The sequence below is a fragment of the Mycobacterium sp. AZCC_0083 genome (assembly GCF_014202335.1).
Classification (GTDB): Bacteria; Actinomycetota; Actinomycetes; order Mycobacteriales; family Mycobacteriaceae; genus Mycobacterium.
Genome location: NZ_JACHGP010000010.1, coordinates 36,184 through 54,326 on the forward strand (window position 1 = coordinate 36,184; position 18,143 = coordinate 54,326).

At 65.8% G+C, this 18,143-nt stretch carries 22 protein-coding genes; 14 read left to right on the forward strand and 8 right to left on the reverse strand.

From position 1 onward, the window contains the following. The first annotated feature begins 423 nt into the window (after nucleotides 1-423). Nucleotides 424-780 (forward strand): hypothetical protein, encoded by a 357-nt coding sequence (locus tag HNP02_RS24310; protein ID WP_184443057.1) that lies wholly within the window; start codon nucleotides 424-426, stop codon nucleotides 778-780. 12 nt (nucleotides 781-792) lie between these two features. Here the strand turns inward: HNP02_RS24310 and HNP02_RS24315 are convergent, their stop codons facing one another. Together HNP02_RS24315 and HNP02_RS24320 are read right to left on the reverse strand one after the other, a co-directional pair. Continuing rightward, the gene (locus tag HNP02_RS24315) at nucleotides 793-1,698 is read right to left on the reverse strand and encodes an alpha/beta hydrolase (RefSeq protein ID WP_184443058.1); all 906 of its coding nucleotides are present in this window, start codon (nucleotides 1,696-1,698) and stop codon (nucleotides 793-795) included. Nucleotides 1,699-1,702: 4 nt separating this feature from the next. Then, a complete protein-coding gene (locus HNP02_RS24320; protein WP_184443059.1) occupies nucleotides 1,703-2,071 on the reverse strand; it encodes a nuclear transport factor 2 family protein in 369 nt (122 codons plus the stop codon). A 127-nt stretch (nucleotides 2,072-2,198) separates the two neighbouring features. Here HNP02_RS24320 and HNP02_RS24325 point away from each other — a divergent pair, with 127 nt between their 5' ends. From HNP02_RS24325 to HNP02_RS24360, 8 genes are all read left to right on the forward strand, one after another. Then, on the forward strand, nucleotides 2,199-2,705 hold the full coding sequence (locus HNP02_RS24325; RefSeq protein WP_309241675.1) for a MarR family winged helix-turn-helix transcriptional regulator: 507 nt from the start codon (nucleotides 2,199-2,201) through the stop codon (nucleotides 2,703-2,705). Between the two features lie 94 nt (nucleotides 2,706-2,799). After that, entirely contained in the window at nucleotides 2,800-3,168 is a 369-nt protein-coding gene (locus HNP02_RS24330) for a nuclear transport factor 2 family protein (protein WP_184443060.1), read from the forward strand. Then, nucleotides 3,161-4,051 (forward strand): oxidoreductase, encoded by an 891-nt coding sequence (locus HNP02_RS24335; RefSeq protein WP_184443061.1) that lies wholly within the window; start codon nucleotides 3,161-3,163, stop codon nucleotides 4,049-4,051. Before HNP02_RS24330 ends, HNP02_RS24335 begins: the two co-directional genes overlap by 8 nt. 2 nt (nucleotides 4,052-4,053) lie before the next feature. Continuing rightward, nucleotides 4,054-5,043 carry a zinc-binding dehydrogenase gene (locus tag HNP02_RS24340; protein WP_184443062.1) on the forward strand — a complete coding sequence of 330 codons (990 nt, stop codon included), beginning with the start codon at nucleotides 4,054-4,056 and terminating at the stop codon, nucleotides 5,041-5,043. A gap of 203 nt (nucleotides 5,044-5,246) precedes the next feature. Then, the gene (locus tag HNP02_RS24345; protein ID WP_184443063.1) at nucleotides 5,247-5,894 is read left to right on the forward strand and encodes a maleylpyruvate isomerase family mycothiol-dependent enzyme; all 648 of its coding nucleotides are present in this window, start codon (nucleotides 5,247-5,249) and stop codon (nucleotides 5,892-5,894) included. A gap of 65 nt (nucleotides 5,895-5,959) precedes the next feature. Next, complete coding sequence (locus HNP02_RS24350) at nucleotides 5,960-6,679, forward strand: MgtC/SapB family protein (RefSeq protein ID WP_184443064.1); 720 nt, start codon at nucleotides 5,960-5,962, stop codon at nucleotides 6,677-6,679. Nucleotides 6,680-6,696: 17 nt separating this feature from the next. Then, complete coding sequence (locus HNP02_RS24355; protein ID WP_184443065.1) at nucleotides 6,697-7,104, forward strand: DUF1622 domain-containing protein; 408 nt, start codon at nucleotides 6,697-6,699, stop codon at nucleotides 7,102-7,104. Between the two features lie 36 nt (nucleotides 7,105-7,140). Further along, nucleotides 7,141-8,085, forward strand: a complete 945-nt coding sequence (locus tag HNP02_RS24360; protein ID WP_184443066.1) for a class I SAM-dependent methyltransferase — start codon at nucleotides 7,141-7,143, stop codon at nucleotides 8,083-8,085. On the opposite strand, the gene HNP02_RS24365 is transcribed toward HNP02_RS24360, so the two are convergent. Beyond that, nucleotides 8,076-9,887, reverse strand: a complete 1,812-nt coding sequence (locus HNP02_RS24365) for a bifunctional serine/threonine-protein kinase/transporter substrate-binding domain-containing protein (RefSeq protein ID WP_184443067.1) — start codon at nucleotides 9,885-9,887, stop codon at nucleotides 8,076-8,078. The two genes, HNP02_RS24360 and HNP02_RS24365, sit on opposite strands and share 10 nt — an antisense overlap. A 119-nt stretch (nucleotides 9,888-10,006) precedes the next feature. Between HNP02_RS24365 and HNP02_RS24370 the strand changes: the two genes are divergently transcribed. Together HNP02_RS24370 and HNP02_RS24375 are read left to right on the forward strand one after the other, a co-directional pair. Further along, complete coding sequence (locus HNP02_RS24370) at nucleotides 10,007-10,744, forward strand: DUF2071 domain-containing protein (RefSeq protein WP_309241676.1); 738 nt, start codon at nucleotides 10,007-10,009, stop codon at nucleotides 10,742-10,744. Nucleotides 10,745-10,811: 67 nt separating this feature from the next. After that, on the forward strand, nucleotides 10,812-11,102 hold the full coding sequence (locus HNP02_RS24375) for a hypothetical protein (RefSeq protein WP_184443068.1): 291 nt from the start codon (nucleotides 10,812-10,814) through the stop codon (nucleotides 11,100-11,102). On the opposite strand, the gene HNP02_RS24380 is transcribed toward HNP02_RS24375, so the two are convergent. Beyond that, nucleotides 11,103-12,026, reverse strand: coding sequence for a nitronate monooxygenase family protein (locus tag HNP02_RS24380; RefSeq protein WP_184443069.1), 924 nt, complete (start codon nucleotides 12,024-12,026; stop codon nucleotides 11,103-11,105). It lies immediately after the preceding gene. Between the two features lie 222 nt (nucleotides 12,027-12,248). Here HNP02_RS24380 and HNP02_RS24385 point away from each other — a divergent pair, with 222 nt between their 5' ends. Both HNP02_RS24385 and HNP02_RS24390 read left to right on the forward strand, forming a co-directional pair. Continuing rightward, nucleotides 12,249-12,662: a DUF732 domain-containing protein gene (locus tag HNP02_RS24385; protein ID WP_184443070.1), complete on the forward strand. Its 414-nt coding sequence runs from the start codon at nucleotides 12,249-12,251 to the stop codon at nucleotides 12,660-12,662. 61 nt (nucleotides 12,663-12,723) lie between these two features. Continuing rightward, a complete protein-coding gene (locus HNP02_RS24390) occupies nucleotides 12,724-13,605 on the forward strand; it encodes a cyclopropane mycolic acid synthase family methyltransferase (protein WP_184443071.1) in 882 nt (293 codons plus the stop codon). Between the two features lie 2 nt (nucleotides 13,606-13,607). Here HNP02_RS24390 and HNP02_RS24395 read toward each other — a convergent pair whose 3' ends face one another. From HNP02_RS24395 to HNP02_RS24410, 4 genes are all read right to left on the reverse strand, one after another. Next, a complete protein-coding gene (locus tag HNP02_RS24395) occupies nucleotides 13,608-14,066 on the reverse strand; it encodes a GNAT family N-acetyltransferase (RefSeq protein ID WP_184443072.1) in 459 nt (152 codons plus the stop codon). 20 nt (nucleotides 14,067-14,086) lie between these two features. Continuing rightward, nucleotides 14,087-15,565 carry a PE-PPE domain-containing protein gene (locus tag HNP02_RS24400; protein ID WP_184443073.1) on the reverse strand — a complete coding sequence of 493 codons (1,479 nt, stop codon included), beginning with the start codon at nucleotides 15,563-15,565 and terminating at the stop codon, nucleotides 14,087-14,089. A 191-nt stretch (nucleotides 15,566-15,756) separates the two neighbouring features. Beyond that, nucleotides 15,757-16,257 (reverse strand): lipoprotein LpqH, encoded by a 501-nt coding sequence (locus tag HNP02_RS24405; RefSeq protein ID WP_184443074.1) that lies wholly within the window; start codon nucleotides 16,255-16,257, stop codon nucleotides 15,757-15,759. 157 nt (nucleotides 16,258-16,414) lie between these two features. Beyond that, a complete protein-coding gene (locus HNP02_RS24410; protein ID WP_184443075.1) occupies nucleotides 16,415-16,849 on the reverse strand; it encodes a lipoprotein LpqH in 435 nt (144 codons plus the stop codon). A 49-nt stretch (nucleotides 16,850-16,898) separates the two neighbouring features. On the opposite strand from HNP02_RS24410, the gene tgt reads away from it, so the two are divergent. Continuing rightward, a complete protein-coding gene (gene tgt / locus HNP02_RS24415; protein WP_184443076.1) occupies nucleotides 16,899-18,140 on the forward strand; it encodes a tRNA guanosine(34) transglycosylase Tgt in 1,242 nt (413 codons plus the stop codon). Nucleotides 18,141-18,143: the final 3 nt, after the last annotated feature.

Below are 18,143 nucleotides of genomic sequence, written 5' to 3' on the forward strand. Positions count from 1 at the left end.
TGCCAAATCAGCAAGACAGTTTGCCGCCCGGGCGATTGCGAAATCCCCGTGCTTGAATCCGGTGTATTTTTTCGTGGCTCCGCGAAAAATGCTTCGCCCCATCACCGTCCTGCGAGACGGCTCATAGTCGACTTCGAAACCACCCGATTGCTTTCTCCGCGACGAGGCATAAGACGAACAGCCCGACGAGTACCGCCGCGCCTATCAGGAGCGCCGTCGGGGAAACGTCGAGATACCGGTCGTCCGCCGCAACATAGATTCCCAACACAAAGCACTCCCTGACCTGCTGACTCCGACGTTACGCCGATCCAGGCCGCGCTGGGAGGTGACTCCTGACCGTGCCCATGGACGGCCTTGCGTTCCAAGAATCCTCCAAGAGGTCCGTCGCAGTCTGACTGCGACGCACTCCGGAAGGAACGAACCATGAACCGAATCTCGCGGCTGGCAACGGCGGTGTTGGTCGCTGGCGGTCTGGGTACGGCCGGTCTGTGGCTCGCCGCAGGAACTGCCCAGGCGTATACCTACGGCCCGTTCCAATGGTGCCCAGGCCAGGACTTGCCGAATGACCCCCCGCGGCAGGAGGGCTCCTTGGATTGGGACATGAACATCTGCCACACCTACTGGTTCGACTGGGACGTGCGGACTCACGCACCTGCGACGTACTGGGAGGGCGAGAACCTGTTTCCCACTCCGATTCCACCACCGCCGCCGCAGCCCCTGCCTCCGGACTGCCCGCCGTGGTCTCCGTTCTTCGCTCCCTCGCGATGCGGCGGCCTGTAGCCAATTCGCCCGCTAGGCGGTGTGTGCCGCTTGGCCCTTGACGAAGGTGGCCAGACGTTCGATGGCAGCAGCGGATTCGGGCAGCCCGGCAGAGACGAACACCGGCCAGACGTGGATTCCGTGCCGCCACGACTCGAAGGCCACCTCGACACCTGCGGCGGTGGCAGCATCCCGGAGGCGGACCGCGTCGTCGTAGAGGATCTCGTTCTCGCCGACCTGGATGAGCATCGGAGGGAAGCCGCGTAGGTCGGCGAAGATCGCGGAGCACCGGGGGTCGCGAGGGTCGGCACCGGCAAGGTAGTCGACGATCGTGGATTCCAGCATTCGACGAGTCACCAAGGGGTCCAGGTGTTTGCGCTCCTCGATGGAGGCGCCGCTGAGCGTCAGGTCGGCCAACGGCGAGATCGCGGCGACACGCGCGGGAAGTGCCAGGCCGTGATCCCGGGCCGCGGCGACGACGGCGACCGCGAGATTGCCGCCCGCCGAATCACCGAGCACGACCAGCGTTCTCGGGTCCACGCCGCCATCGGTGACGAGCCACCGATAGGCACGAAGGCAATCGTCGAATGCGCCGGGGAACGGAGTTCCCGGAGCGAGCCGGTAGTCCACCACGTGTACTCGCGCATTGGCGGCCAGTGCCACCGCGGCGGCGAGTGGAAGATAACGCTGCGGGGGAGAACCGCTGACGTAGCCGCCGCCGTGGAAGTAGAGCACGGTGCGATCGGGGTCGCCGGCCCGCGGGTGCAGCGTGATGGCGGGGACACCGCCCAAGTCACCGATGCTGCGCGTCACGCCTTCCAGCTCAGACGAGCCATCGTCGAACCCCGTGCCTTCGGAGTCGCCGACAGTCGGCGCGCGAAGGTACTCGACGAACGCCTCGAGCAGCTGTGATGGATTGTCGTCGGCATTGGTGGGCATTGGGTTACTTGCCAGGTTGAGTGGTGATGACCGTATAGAGCTCGGAGATGAGGTCGTCGCGCACCACTGCGACGTCGAATCCGGCGGCCACGGAGTCGCCGCCCTCGGGGCCGACCTCCCAGGCAAGATACCCCAAGCCACGGGTTTGGTAGACCGGGCTGGCCTTGGTGAAGACCAGCCCCTCCAGCTGCGACTGCAACGCAATCGCCTTGGCCTCCAACGCCTCGTGGCCGACGACGATCCCTTCGTCGTCCGACCAGCGAACGTCGGGAGCATAGATGCGCTCGATTGCCGCTGACCTGCTTTGGGCATCGCGTTCGTTGAACACCTCGAGCAGGTTCGCTTCCATCAGCTCGACGACGGTCTCAGTCATGGTGGATCCTCCAGGTTCGACGCTCTCAGGCTGCATGATGCGTGATAGATCATTCAAACATCGCGGCGTACGACTTTTAATCCCGTGATCGCGATATCCTCAGCGGATACCGCGAGAAGGAATGAAAGTGTCACGTAGCCCGCGCAGGAAGTCCGCTCAAGAACCTTGGCTATCAACACCCGAGCTGCGAGCCTGGCGCGCGTTCATGGCCGTGCAGATGCGGATGAACTACGAGATGAATCGGCAGCTGCAAAGTGACAGCGATCTGTCACTTGCCGACTACCACGTCTTGAATGCGTTGACCGACGCACCTGACGGGCGCCTGCAGGTCTCGGACCTGGCCGCGCTGATCGGCTGGGAACGCAGTCGCGCATCGCACCAGCTGCGACGGCTATGCGAGCGCGGGCTTGCCGAGCGGATTCCATCGCAGGACGACGGCAGGGCGACCGACGCGACGTTGACGAAGGCCGGTCGCGACGCGATCGATGCAGCAGCCCCCGATCACGTGGCCCTGGTCAGGCGAATGTTCTTCGACCCGCTGCCCGACGACCTCCTCGCACCCCTCACCGCGGCGTTGGAACACGTCAGAGTCAACATCAACTTCAACAGCTCCCTGCCGCCAGCTCCCTGGTAAGCCCAAGCGGCAGGTGCTGGCATCCACGCTTGTCATAAGCGTGATAAATCATCTAATATGGACGCACTCAACCCAAGGCGATGGAAGGACTCCCATGGGTGCCACAACGCGTCCGCTCGCACGCAACGTCTTCGCTTTGACCGACGCCATGGACGTCGAGAACTTGGTCTCGCTGTTCGCCACGGACGGGCGAGTCGTCTTCGGCAACGGCCAGCCGATGGTCGGCGCCGACGAAATCCGCAAGGGCACATACGCTTTCTACGACACGATCGCGAGCCTGCATCACGACATCGTGAAGGAATGGAACGTCGACGACGACACCATCATCGAGCTGAAGGTCACCTACGGCCGCAAGGATGGCCTGCAGGTCACCGTCCCGTGCACCACGATCTTCCATACCGACTCGGCAGGCAAGATCGACGACTACCGCGTCTACTTCGACGTCACGCCCATCTATGCCTGACCCTGCCGCACGGGCGGGTTCCCGCTATCGCCTTGCCGACAAGTCGGTTTGGCGCATCGGATACGGAGCGATGCAGCTCGCAGGAGACGGCGTCTTCGGCCCACCACGCGACCGTGATGAAGCCATCGCGGTGCTACGGGCCGCCGTGGACGCCGGGATCGATCACATCGACACCGCGCAGTACTACGGGCCAGGGGTGGTCAACGAACTGATCAGAGACGCGCTGCACCCCTACCCCGATGGCTTGGCGTTGATCAGCAAGGTGGCAGCCCGCCGCGACGACTCCGGAGCCGCGCTGCCCTATGACGACCCCGATCAGCTCCGCGCGGGCATCGAAGACAACCTCGTGACGTTGGGCATTGAGCAACTCACTGCCGTCAATCTTCGGGTGATGGACAAGGCGGTACCCGACGCCCGGTTCGTCGATCAACTCGGCGCGCTGATCACCGCCCGAGACGAGGGCCTCATTGGCGGCATCGGGATCAGCAACGTCAGCCTCGACCATCTGATGCGCGCCATGGAGGTCTCCGAAATCGTCTGCGTGCAAAACTACTTCAACCTCGCGGCACGCGACAGCAGACCCATCTTGGACGAGTGCAACGCACGGGGCATCGCCTTCGTGCCCTTCTGCCCCTTGGGCTTTCCGCGGGCGCAGCGCGAATCGATCACGACCAACCAGCTCGTCAACGACGTCGCCGCCGCGCACGATGCGACCGCTGTCCAAGTGGCCCTCGCGTGGTTGTTGGCCATCGCGCCGAACGTCCTGCTGATCGCGGGCACGCGCACGCGTACTCACCTCGCCGAGAACATCGCCGCGGGTGACTTGTCGTTGAGTGATCGCGACATCGCCCTGCTCGACCAGGAATTCACGACTGGGGACTGACGATGACGATGCCGGCAGTGGTGCTCATCGACGAAGGGCGAATCGCGCTCCAGTACCGGCCGCGCCCGACGCTGCGGGCCGATCAAGTCCTGATCGAAGTGGATATGTGCGGTATTTGCGGCAGCGATCTGCACGCATCCCAGTTGCCGCAGGTGTACCGGGGTGACTGCATCCTCGGCCATGAGTCCACCGGCCGGGTCGCAGCAGTCGGTGACGAGGTTGAAGACTGGGCGGTCGATCAGCGGGTCGCGGTCAACCCGAACGGCAACGTAGACGGGACGTGCGAGTACTGCCGATCGGGGCGACCGAACTTCTGTCGGCAAGCCACTTTGGAGACGGCACTGGGCCTGCAGGCAGACGGCGCGCTGGCGCCGCTGATGGCCGCCTTCCCCGGCCACCTGCGCCGAATCCCCGACGAGATGGGAACACTCGAGGCCGCCTGGGTCGAGCCGACGGCCACCGCGTTGCGGGCGGTCGACCTCGCAGGCGAGCTCGCAGGGCGGACGGTGTTGGTGACCGGTGGAGGTCCGATCGGGCAGCTCGCGTGCAGGCTCGCCCACCTCGGATCGCCCGATCAGATCCTGCTCATGGAGCCAGCCCCGCAGCGGGTCCAGTTCGCGACGGCGTCCCATGCCGTGCCGATCGCGGCAGACGCAGCCGAGGCCGTCGACGTGGTGTTCGAGTGCTCTGGCAGTGCCGCTGCAACATCGTCCGCGCTGAAACTGCTTGCTCCCGGCGGCATCCTGGTCGTCGTCGGAGCGGGGCCCGACCCCGGTCTTGATTCGGCGACGATCCTGCTCAAGGAGGTCACGGTGCGCGGGTCCTACATCTACAACGACGAATTCGACCGCGCGATCGACCTTTTGGCCACCCGGCAGATCGCGGTCGCCGACCTCACCACGGTGGTCAGCCCACTGGCCGATGCGCTGGACGCCTTCGACGCGCTGCGCGCCGGCGACATCATGAAGGCGTTCATTGCGCCGGGTTCGTAACCGCGGAGTTCGATGAGCTCTTTGGCCCCTGTTGCCTGGCTTCAGGCGGGAGTGGTGTGCGCGTTCCCGTGCCGTCACGTTGCTGATGGGCACCGGCGTTGCGATCGTGCCGATAACTTGGCGGATCCTGCATCTCAAGACGTACCGGTCGTTGGCCAACCTCTCCTTCAAATGAGGGCTGGCCGCCTGCGTATTCTGCAATCGTGCGCCTCGGCCCGGACGAACGTGAGCGGGTGTTTCTGGCGGTGGCTGACGAGCGGAGGTCGATCGCGGCATTGGTCGATGGCCTTGACCCCCAACAGTTGGCCACGGCGAGTTTGTGCGTCGGGTGGGACGTCAAAACTGTTGCTGCGCACCTGATCAGTGATTTCACCGACGGCTTCTGGGGGTTCCTGGCCAGCGGCGTTCGTCACGGCAGCATCGATCGTGGGATCGACGCTCTGGCCCGTCGTCGGGCATGTGCTTCAGCCACCGAGATTGCCGAAACCCTCCGTCGGGAAGCCGGTCACCGGCTCAGTCCGCCAGTGACCGGACCGTTGTCGGGTCTCACTGACGTGTTGGTGCACGGTGCCGACATGCGGATACCTCTGGGGATTTCGCATCGACCAGATCCTCAGCGGGTGGCCCGCGTGATCGACTTCCTGACGGGCCCGACACAGCTCGGTTTCTTCCCGCGACGTCGTCTCCGCGGTATCGCGCTTCACGATGAGGACACCGGGCAAACCTGGGGCGACGGCAAATTGATTCGCGGATCGGGTACAGCGGTGATGTTGGCGGTATGCGGGCGAAACGTGGCATTCGAAAGTCTGACCGGCCCGGGGGTGGCCGTTCTGCGGTCACGGCTGACATGATCAGGTTGGATTCAAGCGTGCGTGTCTGACGGACCGACCCACCCGCAGGGTGGAAAATCCGGAGCATGCTGGCCGTCGAACTGCTGAGCCGCGTAGGCCTGGCCACGGTGCTAGGCCTTGCGATCGGGTTCGAGCGCCAATGGCGGTCCAGGATGGCGGGCTTGCAGACCATGGCTCTGGTCAGCATGGGCTCGGCGCTGTTCCTCATCCTGAGCGCCTACAGCTTCGACCAGTCGGGTGACCGGCTTCGAGTCGCAGCCCAGATCGTGTCCGGCATAGGCTTTCTCGGGGCCGGCGTGATCATGAAGCAGGGCATGTCGGTGACGGGCCTGAACACCGCCGCAACCCTGTGGGCGACCGCGGCCGTTGGCGCGCTGGCCGGGGCGTGGATGTGGCGCGAGGCGACCGCGGGCGCGGCCATCATCCTGGCCGCGAACTGGTTCCTGCAGCCGCTGGCGAGCCGAATGGACCGGGTACACAAGGAGAGCGGCCGCGACGCGACTCCTGCCGACTACGTGCTCGAGGTGGTGTGCGGCCGGCAGGTGGAGGCCGAGATCAAGGCGCTGGTCGCGCAGGCGATGCCGCGGCCCGCTTTCCAGCTGCGCGCGGTGCGGACGCGGCCTGCCCACGCTGCCGAGCAAGTGGAGCTCCAGGCAGAGTTCGAGACCGCCGCCCGCGACGACCAGGTCGTCGAGGATGCCGTCCTCACGCTGAGCCAACAACCCGGCGTCACGTCGGTGCGCTGGAGCATCGCCCACGAACAGGCAGCGGACTGGTCGCGATAGCAGAAGGGGCTGGTGGCATGCACTTGCAGGCGTTCTTCGAGTGGGCAACCCACGCCTTCGAAGTATCGGGCGTGCTGGCGATGGTGCTCGGCTCGATGTACGCCTTCGCGCTCGCCGCGGTCACCTGGAAGCGAACCGCCAACGGCGGCCGTGCCTTCAAGACGCTGCGCGACTCGCTCGGTGGGGCGATACTGCTCGGCTTGGAGCTGCTCGTCGCGGCGGACATCGTCAAGACCGTCACGTCGGCGCCGTCACTGACCGATGCGGCCGTGCTGGGCATGATCGTGTTGATCCGAACGGTGCTGAGCATCACGATCGAGATCGAAGTCGACGGCGTCGCGCCGTGGCGCAAAGCCCTGACGACCGGGCCGGAGGTCCTTGCCAGGGCTACCCGTGAATCGACACAGCCGCTCACGAATGATTGATAAGCGCATCTAACGTCTTCGCGTACAGTCGATGCCATGGCGAGAACTGGCGATGACACCTGGGACATCAGCGAGGGCGTCGGGGCAACCGCGCTCGGCGTAGCCGCGGGCCGGGCTGCGGAAACCAATAGCGACGATCCCCTTATCGTCGATCCCTACGCGCAGCTGTTCCTCGAAGCCGCGGGCGACGGCATCTGGAGCGTGTACTTGAACGACGAGCTGCCCACCGAACTGGCTGAGGTCGACCCGAGGTTCAGGGAGCGGATGGCGGCGATGACGGGCTACATGGCGTCGCGCACGAAGTTCTTCGACGAGTTCTTCCTCGCCGCGGCCGCTGCGGGTGTGCGCCAATCGGTGATCCTGGCGGCCGGACTGGACGCGCGGGCCTGGCGGCTGGCGTGGCCCGACGGCAGCGTGGTCTACGAGATCGACCAGCCGAAGGTGCTGGCGTTCAAGGCCGAGACGCTCGAATCCCACGGCGCCACACCGATTGCGAGATACGTCGGTGTTCCCATCGACCTTCGCCAGGACTGGCCGACCGCGCTGCAGCAGGCCGGATTCGATCCAGGGGTGCCCACCGCGTGGTCGGCAGAAGGCTTGCTGCCCTACCTGCCAGCGGAGGCGCAGGATCTGCTGTTCGAGCGCATCCAGGGTCTGAGCGCGCCCGGCAGCCGGATCGCGGTGGAGGCGTTCAACAACGAATTCTTCAGTGCGGACAGCGTCGCCCGCCGGGAAGAGCAGATGGAGCGCTACCGGGCGGCAGCGGTCAAACTGGGCCGTCAGGACATTCCCGAGTCTGGAAACCTGCTCTACGAAGAGGAACGGACCGAGGTCGTCGACTGGCTGCGTGCGCACCGCTGGGGCACCACCGCCCTGACCGCCGAGGAGCTGATGGCCGGCAACGGGCGCTCAGTGCCGTCGGATCTGGACGACGGGACGCCGCAGAGCGTCTTCGTCGAGGGTCGGCTGGGTCAGCTGTAGGCGCCGTTGATCACCGGCTGGGTGATCATCCCCGCCTCGACACCCCAGTGGGTCATGATCGTGCGGTACTCGCCGCTGGCGATCAGATGCATCAGCGCCTGCCGGAGGGACTCGGCCAGTGGCGAACCCTTGGCCACCGGCCAGCCGTACGGCGCGGCGTTGAAGACCTCGCCCGCCGCCTCCAGCGTGCCGTCGCTGCGGTTCACGGCGTAACCCGTCACCGGTGAGTCAGCAGCCATGGCGTCGAGCTGGCCTGCAGTCAAGGCAGCGGTGACGTCGTCCTGGCTGTCGTAGTCGATCGCCACGATCGGTGGCGAACCGACCGCGACGCAGGCCTTGCTCTTCACCGGAAGCTCTTCGGTGTCCTGGATAGTGCGGGACTGCACGCCGACTCGCCGACCGCACGCGTTGTTCGGGTTGACCGGTGAGCCGGACCGTTGGGCCCATTGCGTCCCCGCCTGGAAGTAGGTCACGAAGTCGGCGGACGCTTCGCGATCCTTGGTGTCGGTGAACGATGACAGTCCGACGTCGAAGGCCTTGCCCTGCACGGACGGGATGATGCTCTCGAAGGCCGTCTCGCGGTATTCGACGTTGAGCCCGAGCACCTTTGCGACGGCGTTCATCAGATCGACGTCGAAACCGGTCAGGTTGCCGTCGGCACCCCTGAACTCGGCAGGCGCGTAGGGCTCGTTGATCCCCACCACCAGTTTCCCCGTCGACCGGATCGCCTCGGGCACGGAGGCGGCGATGGCGGCGGGGTCGCCGATCATGGGAGCAAGGCTGGTCGACGACGATCCGGTGGTGGTGGAAGATCCGCCAACGGCGCCGTTCCTCGAATCGCTTGGTGCACTGCGCATCTGCCAGGTGAGGACGGCGGCTATGAGGATCCCGACGATGGCGGCTGCGGACAGTGTGAGCGTGCTCAGCCGCCGCGGCCGCCGGGCACCCGGCGATGGCAGCTTGCGCTTGGAATGCGCGGCGCGCCGCACCGGCTGAACGGCTCTGACCGCGTCGGCGAGTTCCCCTGCGGTCTGATAGCGGTTGTCGGGCTCCTTCGCCATCCCCTTGGCGACCACGGCGTCGAAACCCTTGGGCAGGTTGGGATTGAGCGCGGACGGGCGCGGGGGAGGCGCCACCAGGTGGCCGGCGAGTTGCTGTTCGAGGCTGTCCCCCGAGTAGGGTCTGCTGCCCGTCAGGCATTCGTGCAGCACGCAGGTCAGCGCGTAGACATCCGAGCGCGGATCGCTCTGCCCGCTCTTGAATCGTTCCGGCGCCATGTACGCCATGGTGCCGAGAGTGCTTCCGACAGTAGTCAATCCGGTCTCAGTGGTGGTGCGGGCGATGCCGAAGTCGATCAAATAGACGAAGTCCTTGGCGGCGATGAAGATGTTCGACGGTTTCACGTCGCGGTGCACCAGCCCGACCGCATGCGCCGCATCCAGCGCCGTTGCCACCTGCTCGACGATCGTCACCGCCCGTTCCGGAGACAGTGGCCCCTGGGCTTCGGACAGCACGGTTCCGAGATCCTCGCCGTCAATCAACCGCATGTCGAGGTAGAGCTGGCCGTCGATCTCGCCGTAGCCGTGAATGGGAACGACGTGCGGCTCGGTCAGGCCTGCCGCCGCGTGTGCCTCACGGCGAAAGCGCTGCTGGAAGACCGGGTCGCCGGCGAGGTGAGCGGGCAGGACCTTGAGTGCGACGATGCGGTCGGTGAGGGTGTCGTGCGCCCGGTATACCTGGCCCATTCCGCCCCGACCGAGCAGTTCTAGCAACTGATAGTGCCCGAACGGCGTCGCATCCAAGTGCTGCTCCTTGACGCCGCCGAACTGCGTTGACGTCGAAATGCTAGATCAGCCAGGGCGGAAATGCCCGGATACGTCAGTTTTGTCAATTGGCTGGGCGAACGTGACACGATCGCCGAGTGTCCGAGCTGGCTGGCTTTCCGGTTGCCGCGCCACCGTTGCCGTGGCCCGTGTTCACCCATCAGCACTGGACCGATCTCACCTTCGTGCACTGGCCCGTCGACCCCGAGGCGATCGCACACTTCTACCCGGCGGGCACCCGACCGGACGTCTTCGCCGACGGCTCGACGTACGTCGGTCTGGTGCCGTTCGCGATGAGCGATGTCGCGCTGGGCATTTCGCGCCCTCTTCCGTACTTCGGCCGCTTCCTCGAGACGAACGTCCGGTTGTACTCCACCGACGACGAGGGCCGCCACGGTGTGTTGTTCCGTTCGTTGGAGACGGCCCGGCTGGCGGTGGTTCCTGCGACCAGGGTCGGGCTCGGCGTGCCATACACGTGGGCGAAGATGCGGATGACCCGGCACGGCGACCGAATCACCTATGCCAGCGTGCGGCGCTGGCCCCGGCGGGGACTGCGGACTCGATTGACCGTCGAGGTCGGCGCGGCCGTCGAGCCGACACCGCTGGAGATCTGGCTGACCGCGCGGTGGGGCGCCCACACCCGCAAGGCAGGCCGCACCTGGTGGGTGCCCAACGAGCATGGGCCGTTCCCGCTTCACGCGGCCGAGGTGGTCGATCTGGATGACGATCTGGTGCCGGCCAGTGGCGTGCGGCCCACCGGGGAACGCCTGCGTGCGCTCTTCTCGCCGGGGGTGCGCGCCCGCTTCGGTCGTCCGACCCACATGACCAACGGGTGAACAGCCTGCAACCAAGAGGTTGTGCGGCCGTCTGGTTGCGCCGGGACCCAAGATAATGGGGAGCGGTATGAATGCGTTCGTGTCGGTCTATGTCGATATGGCGGCCCGGGCGGATGACGTCCGCGTCGCCGTTACTCGCCTGCCAAGACCCCGCGGTGTGGTCGAGGTCAAGGTCGACTGTGATGCGATCACCGACACCTTCGGCTGCCGCATCGCGGTGGATCTGACCGGCACGTTCGACGAACGCACCGAGGGTCTGGCCATCGCCCGCGCGTACGCCGCCGATCTCTCGGCAGCCCTTGGGATTCCCGCCTTCGCCTTCTACGACCTGCTGCGGCGGGACTACCCGGCGAGTTGACTACGTTCGACCGAGCCGAGAGCTCGCCGCGTCCAACGCCGCTTCGATCTCGCACCACGTGCGCCGCACGATCTCGGACACCGGTAAAAGGTCGGTGATCCGGGACGACACCTGACCGGTGTTGGCGACGCTGGCGTCCATGTCGCCGTCGAAGTAGAGGCGAGTGATGCCGCCAAGCACCGGCGCTCCGTCATCGGAACCGGCCAGCCGCGCCGCAAGGCCGACCCGCAGGACGCGCATCGTGGGATTGCCTGGGATGTTCAACAGGAATGTGCCGTCGTCGGCGGCGTCCACGATGGCGTTCTTGAAGTTCGCGTGGACGAGCGCCTCCTGGCTGGCCAGCATGCGCGTGCCCATCTGCACGCCCTCGGCGCCCAGCACCAACGCCGCCGCAGCCGTGCGCGCATCGCACATCCCGCCGGCGGCGATCAGCGGCAGGTCGACGTGGTCGGCAACCAGCGGCAACAGCACCATCGTCGACGCGGAGAGCGCCGATTTGAACCCGCCACCCTCCACGCCCTCGACCACCAGCGCGTCGACGCCTGCGTCGGCCGCCTTCACGGCGCCCTTCAGTGATCCCACGACGTGAAACACCGTCATGCCGGCGTCGTGCAGGCGGTCGGTGAACAGCGCAGGATCACCTGCGGAGGTGAAGACGTGGCGGACGTCGGCCGCGGCCATCGTGTCGACGATCGACGGGTCCTTCTTCCAGCCCTGAATCATCAGGTTCGCGGCCACGGGCCGGTCCGTGAACTGGCGCACCCTAAGCAGATCGGCACGGCCCTCGGCGGTCACGGTCTCGATCATGCCCATGCCGCAGCCCTCCGAGACGGCGGCGGCGAGCTCTGCGCGGGCGATGTAGGTCATCGGCGCCTGGACGACCGGGTACTGCACTCCAAGGAGGGACTGGATTCGATTCGCCATCGGCGTCATCCGGCCGTGAAGTAACGACGACGGGGCATGTTCGGAACATAACAGGGCGGCGGATTTTCGCATCGACCACGCGGAGCACCGTCGGAGGAAACGCATAGGTTGCGAATCGTTACCGGATCTTGTTGTAAACGTGTCTGGAGTGAAAGAGGGTTCCAATGTGACTCAAGTGTCAAAAGTGCACTGTCGGGCGCACGACGGAAGAAGTAGTCGCAGATGAGCTCTCAACGATCGACATTCCGAGTGGCAGCCGTGGCCGTAGGCGTCTTCGCGGCCGCCATGTCGTCCATCGCACCCGCAAGCGCCGACGAGGGCAATGACGCCTTCCTCCACGCCCTCAGCGGCGCAGGAGTGGGGTTCGGTGACCCGAACTCCACGGCGGCGCTGGGTCAGGCGATCTGCCCGATCCTCGCCCAGCCGGGCGGCAACTTCGCCCAGGCGGCGTCGACGGTCACCGGTAGCGGCGTCTCGCCGGGCATGGCAGGACTGTTCACCACCATTGCGATTCAGATGTACTGCCCGACCATGGTCAATCAGATGGCAAACGGGGACTTCTCGAGCATCGGGAACTTCGCAGGCATCGGGAACTTCATGGGAATGCCGAAGATTCCAGGCCTGCCGGGCTCCTGACCAGCGAGCTCGACCTAGCACTCCGCGAACTCGCCGCGCGGCGGGCTGGCATTCTGTGTTGATGGCCAAACCGCCCACGGGCAAGGACGACCTCGCTCCGCACTTCGACGACATTCAGGCCCACTACGACATCTCCGACGACTTCTATCGGTTGTTCCTCGATCCGACGCAGACCTACAGCTGTGCGTACTTCGAGCGCGACGACATGACGCTGGAAGAGGCGCAGATCGCCAAGATCGACCTGGCGCTGGGCAAGCTGGGCCTCGAGCCGGGCATGACGCTGCTCGACGTCGGCTGTGGCTGGGGCGCCACCATGCAGCGCGCCGTCGAGCGTTACGACGTCAACGTCGTCGGCCTCACGTTGAGCAAGAACCAGGCCGAGCACGTCGAGCACGTCTTCGCCGAGTCCGACAGCCCGCGATCCAAGCGGATCCTCCTGCAGGGGTGGGAGCAGTTCAGCGAGCCGGTCGATCGCATCGTCAGCATCGGGGCGTTCGAGCACTTCGGGCACGAACGGTACGACGCGTTCTTCGCGACGGCACACCGGGCGTTGCCGGACGACGGAATCATGTTGCTGCACAGCATCACTGGGCTGCATCCCGATGAGATGCGGGAAAAGGGATTGCCGTTGACGTTCGAGTTCGCGCGGTTCCTCAAGTTCATGCTGACGGAGATCTTCCCCGGCGGACGCCTGCCATCGATCCCGATGGTGCAGGAGCGTGCGACCGAAGGCGGGTTCGAGGTGACCAGAACCCAGTCGCTGCAGCCGCACTACGCCAAGACGCTCGACAGGTGGGCTGCGGCGTTGGAGTCCCGCCACGACGAGGCCGTCGCGATCCAGTCGCAGGAGATGTACGACCGGTACATGCGCTACCTCACCGGATGCGCCGACATGTTCCGCGTCGGCTACATCGACGTCAATCAGTTCACGCTGGAGAAGTAGGCCTACTTCGCGAGGCTCTTGCTGAAGAACACCCGCCGGTAGCCGTCCTGAACGGCGCGGTGCGTCTCGCGGTACCCATGCCGCGGATAGAACACCAGGTTCTCGGTCATCGCCTCGTTCGTCACCAGCCGCACCTCACTCAGGCCCTGCTCGGCGGCGTCCCGCTCGGCCAGCTCGAGCAGCCGGCGGCCGTACCCACCGCCCTGCGCGGAGGTCGCCACCGCGACGGTGTCCAACAGCAAATGGTCGCCCTGGTCCTGGGTGACCAGCACGGCGATGACGGCGTCACGCTGCACGACCACCCAGATCCTGGAGGTGTCGAGCATTCCGGCGTAGTCGGTGAGCATGGGGGCCGGCGGTTTCCCGATGCGTTCGACGTACTTGCCGAACGACTCTGCGACGAGCCCCTCGATGGCGCCAATGTCGTCGCCCGTCGCACGCCGCAGCACTGGCTCGTCCATTCCGGCGAGCCTAATCGGGCTTACGCGGCGGCTTCGGATCCGGTGCTACCGGAGGCCTCGCCAGGGGTGGAACCCGTCGTCGTCCCACTGGTGGTGGTGCTGGTGCCGGTGGTGGTCGTCGTGCCCGTGGTTGCCGGGGTGGACGGCGTGCCCGTGGTCCCCGGGGATGCCGGGGTGGAGGGAGTGCCTTCGCCCGGCGTGACCTTGTTGCCGTTGGAGGTCACCGTGGGATGCAGTCCGTCGTCGGGTGATTTCGCGGTCGACACAGTTGGGGTGGACTCCGCGGACGCCTTCAGTGCGGTGTCTTCGGCCTTGGGTTCCGGCTTGGGCTCCGGCTTGGCCTCGGGCTCGGACTTGGGCAGGGCCTTGGCTTCCGGTGCGGCGGTCAGGCTCTTCAAAGCCGTGTCCCCGCTGTCCGCCGCCGGGGCCGGGGGCGCCGACAGCGCATTGATGTTCTGGTTCACCGGGGCGATCGTCAGACCGCCGCCGTTCACCAGGTTCGCCAGACCCTCGGCGATCGCGCCGGGTATGGCAGCGAGTGCCTGGAGGATCTTCTCCGGCGGGGTGATGAGTGAGAACGGCGTCGGCGTCGCGGGATCCAGGTTCAGCCGGTCCGTGTAGCTCATGTCGACCAGAACCCGCAGCAGCGGCTCGAAGGCGCTCAACACCGGCTCGCTGAACGGTGTCAGGCCCACCGCCGCCGCCGCCTGACGCAGCGGTCCAAGCAGAGGCAGGTACTGGGAGTGCACCAGCACATAGGTGTCGTAACCGCCCGCACTGTTGTGCACCGTCGTCACGTTGGCGGGGGTGACTCCGGGGATGATGGCGTCGTAGTACTGGTCGGGGTGTGAATACTGAACGGCGAGGAGGGAATTCAGCAATGCGAGCGGGTTGAAGTAGGCCGGGAAGTCTGCGTAGGGGTCGTACTCGTTCGTGACGTAGGTGGTGTCGTAGCGCGTCGGCACACCGGCGCCCATCCCGTCGACGATCACCGGAATGGGGATGCCGGGGAACCGCCCGAAGATGCCGCCGTTGGGCGTGAACGGCGCGCCGATCATCACGAAGCTCAGTTGTGTGTTCGACGGCGCGGCCGAAGCGTCGAGTGCCTGCAGCCTTCGTCGCTCCAACTCGGCGACCATCGCCCCCTCCGAGTAACCGGCGACGATCAAGAACGTCTCGGCCGACCTCGAGCTGATCGCGTTGTGCAGCTTGGGCAGTCCGTCCCTGGCGCTGTCTGACAGGGCGAGGCTGGCCGGATAGTTGATGCCCTCATAGAAGTAGCTCGAAGGCACGACCGTGCCGCTGAGTTTGTTCGGAACCCGAATACTCATCGAGTCGTCGCGGCCGCCGATACCGATGACGGTGTTGGTGAGCTGCACCAACAGATTGCTGTTGGTCGCTTGTCCGACCACCAGCGCACTGGAGATGCCGGCTGCGGCCACGACGGTGAGAACGGCCTTGCGTGCCCTGTGATACTTCGGCAGCCGATGCTTTGCCACAAGCCCCCCGCTCCGAGTTCCCCAACTACGCGCGTTGCTGGGACGGTACCGCAGGGTTGGCCCGTTTCATCGCGGAATGCACACCGTCGTCTGTGCCTGCCATCCGTTAGCTGAAAGAAGCGGCGGCTATCTGAAAGAAGCGGCGGCGCCCCCGAGGGACGCCGCCGCCTGATGTGTTTCGAAGCCCTGAACTAAGGGCAGGTGACCGCGATCTCGAACGGCTTGTTCACCGGGGTCATCGGGTTGGCCATGTCGATGCCCGTCGCGTTGCCCTTGATCGAGTAGTTCTTGCCATCCTTGGTGGCCGTCGCGTCGCCCGCGCCGGGACCAACGGCGAGCGTGACGCCGTTGACGTTGCCAAGGCCGACTGAGGTGACGGTTGGCGAATCGCCTTCGCTGAGCAGGACGGCGATGCCGGTGCCCGCATCGCCGATCGCGATGCTCTGGTTTCCGCCGACGGCTGCGCACACCACGGTGCCTGCGACGTTCTGATCCTGCCCATCGATCGTGACCTTGGTGCCGCCGCCGCTCGGGGCTGCGGAGGCGCTCGCCGACGAGGATTCGGAGCTCGAGCCTGCCGCCGAGCTGGACGCGCTCGACGATGGCGACGACTTGTCGCCCGATGAACAGCCAGACAGGCCGGCGACCACGATCGCCGCACCTCCCACTGCAACCAGCAATCCACGCTTCACGAATGCACTCCTCTTGTCGGTGCGACCAGCCAAGATCAGCCGATCGTCCTGAGTACTATGGCCCGCCCGTCAGCCCCGGTCCCGGCTTTGCGCGAAAAATTTGCCTGGGGATTGGCTGGCGTACGGTTGTTGGCCAACCCGTGAACGGGTCAACCGGTCAGCAAGCGACCTTGATCGTGAAGGTGCCGTTGCTCCGGAAACTCGGTTTGTCGGTGGCGAACCCCTCGGCGGTGCCGGTGATGGCGTACGTGCGACCGGTCATGGTGACCGTGGCCTCGCCGCCGAGCCCGGCGTTGTAACTTCCGGTGAAGCCACCCAGATTGTTGATGCTGACCGACTCGGCGGTGAGCTCGTCCTTGTTGGATACGAGCGCCGTGACGCCGGACTGCGCGTCGCCGGTGGTGATCGTGGTCAACGCCCCCGCGGCGGTGCAAGCGACCGCGTCGGTGGAGCCGGCGTCGACGTCGTTGACGGTGACCGCAGCGGTGCCGACCACGAGGGTGCCCGGCTGCGGCTTGGCGGGCGGCGGTGACGAGCAGCCCGCAACCACACCGAGGGCGGCCAACGCGGCGACGGTCAAGACGATGCGCATGGTGTAGGAATCTACAGGTGGGGCGAGCGAAGCGACGGGAGATCGTGCGGTGAACGCACCGTCCCCGGAGTTTTTCGAGGTTGAGGCGGAATTGCCAGGACGGTCCGGACGGGTTGGCGTGATCCACACGCCGCACGGCGACATCCAGACCCCCGCCTTCATCGCCGTCGGTACCAAGGCCACGGTCAAGGCGGTGCTGCCCGAAACCATGAAGGACGTTGGGGCGCAGGCAGTTCTGGCCAACGCCTATCACCTGTATCTACAGCCCGGACCCGACATCGTCGATGAGGCAGGCGGGTTGGGTGCCTTCATGAACTGGTCTGGGCCGACGTACACCGACAGCGGCGGCTTTCAGGTGCTGTCGCTGGGCGCGGGATTCCGCAAGGTGCTGGCGATGGACGTCGACCGCGTGCAGGCCGATGACGTGATCGCCGCGGGCAAGGAGCGCCTCGCCCGCGTCGACGACGACGGCGTGACGTTCAGGTCGCACCTGGACGGCTCATCGCACCGGTTCACTCCAGAGGTCTCCATCGGCATCCAGCATCAACTCGGTGCCGACATCATCTTCGCGTTCGACGAGCTGACCACGCTGGTGAATACCCGTGGCTACCAGGAGCAGTCGGTTCGGCGTACCCACGACTGGGCGGTTCGGTGCCTGGCCGAACACCGTCGGCTCACCGAGGTGAGGGCGGCGAAGCCGTATCAGGCACTCTTCGGCGTGGTGCAGGGCGCGCAGTACGAGGACCTGCGACGGAAGGCCTGCCGTGGGCTAACCGAGATCCTCGACGAGGAGGGGCGCGGCTTCGACGGCTACGGCATCGGCGGGGCGCTGGAGAAGCAGAACCTCGCGACCATCGTCGGCTGGTGCACCGACGAGCTACCCGACGACAAGCCGCGTCACCTGCTCGGCATCAGCGAACCCGACGATCTGTTCGCGGCCGTTGCGGCCGGTGCGGACACCTTCGACTGCGTGTCGCCGTCCCGGGTGGCCCGCAACGCCGCGGTGTACTCGGCGACCGGGCGCTACAACATCACCGGCGCCAGGTATCGCAGGGACTTCACGCCCGTCGACGCCGAGTGCGACTGTTACACCTGCGCCAACTACACGCGTGCCTACATCCATCACTTGATCAAGTCGAAGGAGATGTTGGCCTCGATGCTGTGCACGATTCACAACGAGCGCTTCGTGATTCGGCTCGTCGACCAGATCCGGGCATCGATCGTCGCAGGCGAGTTCGACGTCCTCCGCGAGCACGTGCTGGGCCGCTACTACTCAACGCGTGCACAATAAGAA

Coding starts and splice junctions, on each gene's coding strand:
- HNP02_RS24320 (WP_184443059.1), bottom strand. CDS start 2,071: ATGACTGAGACCGTCGTCGAGCTGATGGAAGCGAACCTGCTCGAGGTG.
- HNP02_RS24390 (WP_184443071.1), top strand. CDS start 12,724: ATGGCCAAACCGCCCACGGGCAAGGACGACCTCGCTCCGCACTTCGAC.
- HNP02_RS24410 (WP_184443075.1), bottom strand. CDS start 16,849: ATGCGCATCGTCTTGACCGTCGCCGCGTTGGCCGCCCTCGGTGTGGTT.
- HNP02_RS24350 (WP_184443064.1), top strand. CDS start 5,960: ATGCTGGCCGTCGAACTGCTGAGCCGCGTAGGCCTGGCCACGGTGCTA.
- HNP02_RS24330 (WP_184443060.1), top strand. CDS start 2,800: ATGGGTGCCACAACGCGTCCGCTCGCACGCAACGTCTTCGCTTTGACC.
- HNP02_RS24355 (WP_184443065.1), top strand. CDS start 6,697: ATGCACTTGCAGGCGTTCTTCGAGTGGGCAACCCACGCCTTCGAAGTA.
- HNP02_RS24335 (WP_184443061.1), top strand. CDS start 3,161: ATGCCTGACCCTGCCGCACGGGCGGGTTCCCGCTATCGCCTTGCCGAC.
- HNP02_RS24395 (WP_184443072.1), bottom strand. CDS start 14,066: ATGGACGAGCCAGTGCTGCGGCGTGCGACGGGCGACGACATTGGCGCC.
- HNP02_RS24385 (WP_184443070.1), top strand. CDS start 12,249: ATGAGCTCTCAACGATCGACATTCCGAGTGGCAGCCGTGGCCGTAGGC.
- HNP02_RS24380 (WP_184443069.1), bottom strand. CDS start 12,026: ATGGCGAATCGAATCCAGTCCCTCCTTGGAGTGCAGTACCCGGTCGTC.
- HNP02_RS24360 (WP_184443066.1), top strand. CDS start 7,141: ATGGCGAGAACTGGCGATGACACCTGGGACATCAGCGAGGGCGTCGGG.
- HNP02_RS24310 (WP_184443057.1), top strand. CDS start 424: ATGAACCGAATCTCGCGGCTGGCAACGGCGGTGTTGGTCGCTGGCGGT.
- HNP02_RS24340 (WP_184443062.1), top strand. CDS start 4,054: ATGACGATGCCGGCAGTGGTGCTCATCGACGAAGGGCGAATCGCGCTC.
- HNP02_RS24315 (WP_184443058.1), bottom strand. CDS start 1,698: ATGCCCACCAATGCCGACGACAATCCATCACAGCTGCTCGAGGCGTTC.
- HNP02_RS24375 (WP_184443068.1), top strand. CDS start 10,812: ATGAATGCGTTCGTGTCGGTCTATGTCGATATGGCGGCCCGGGCGGAT.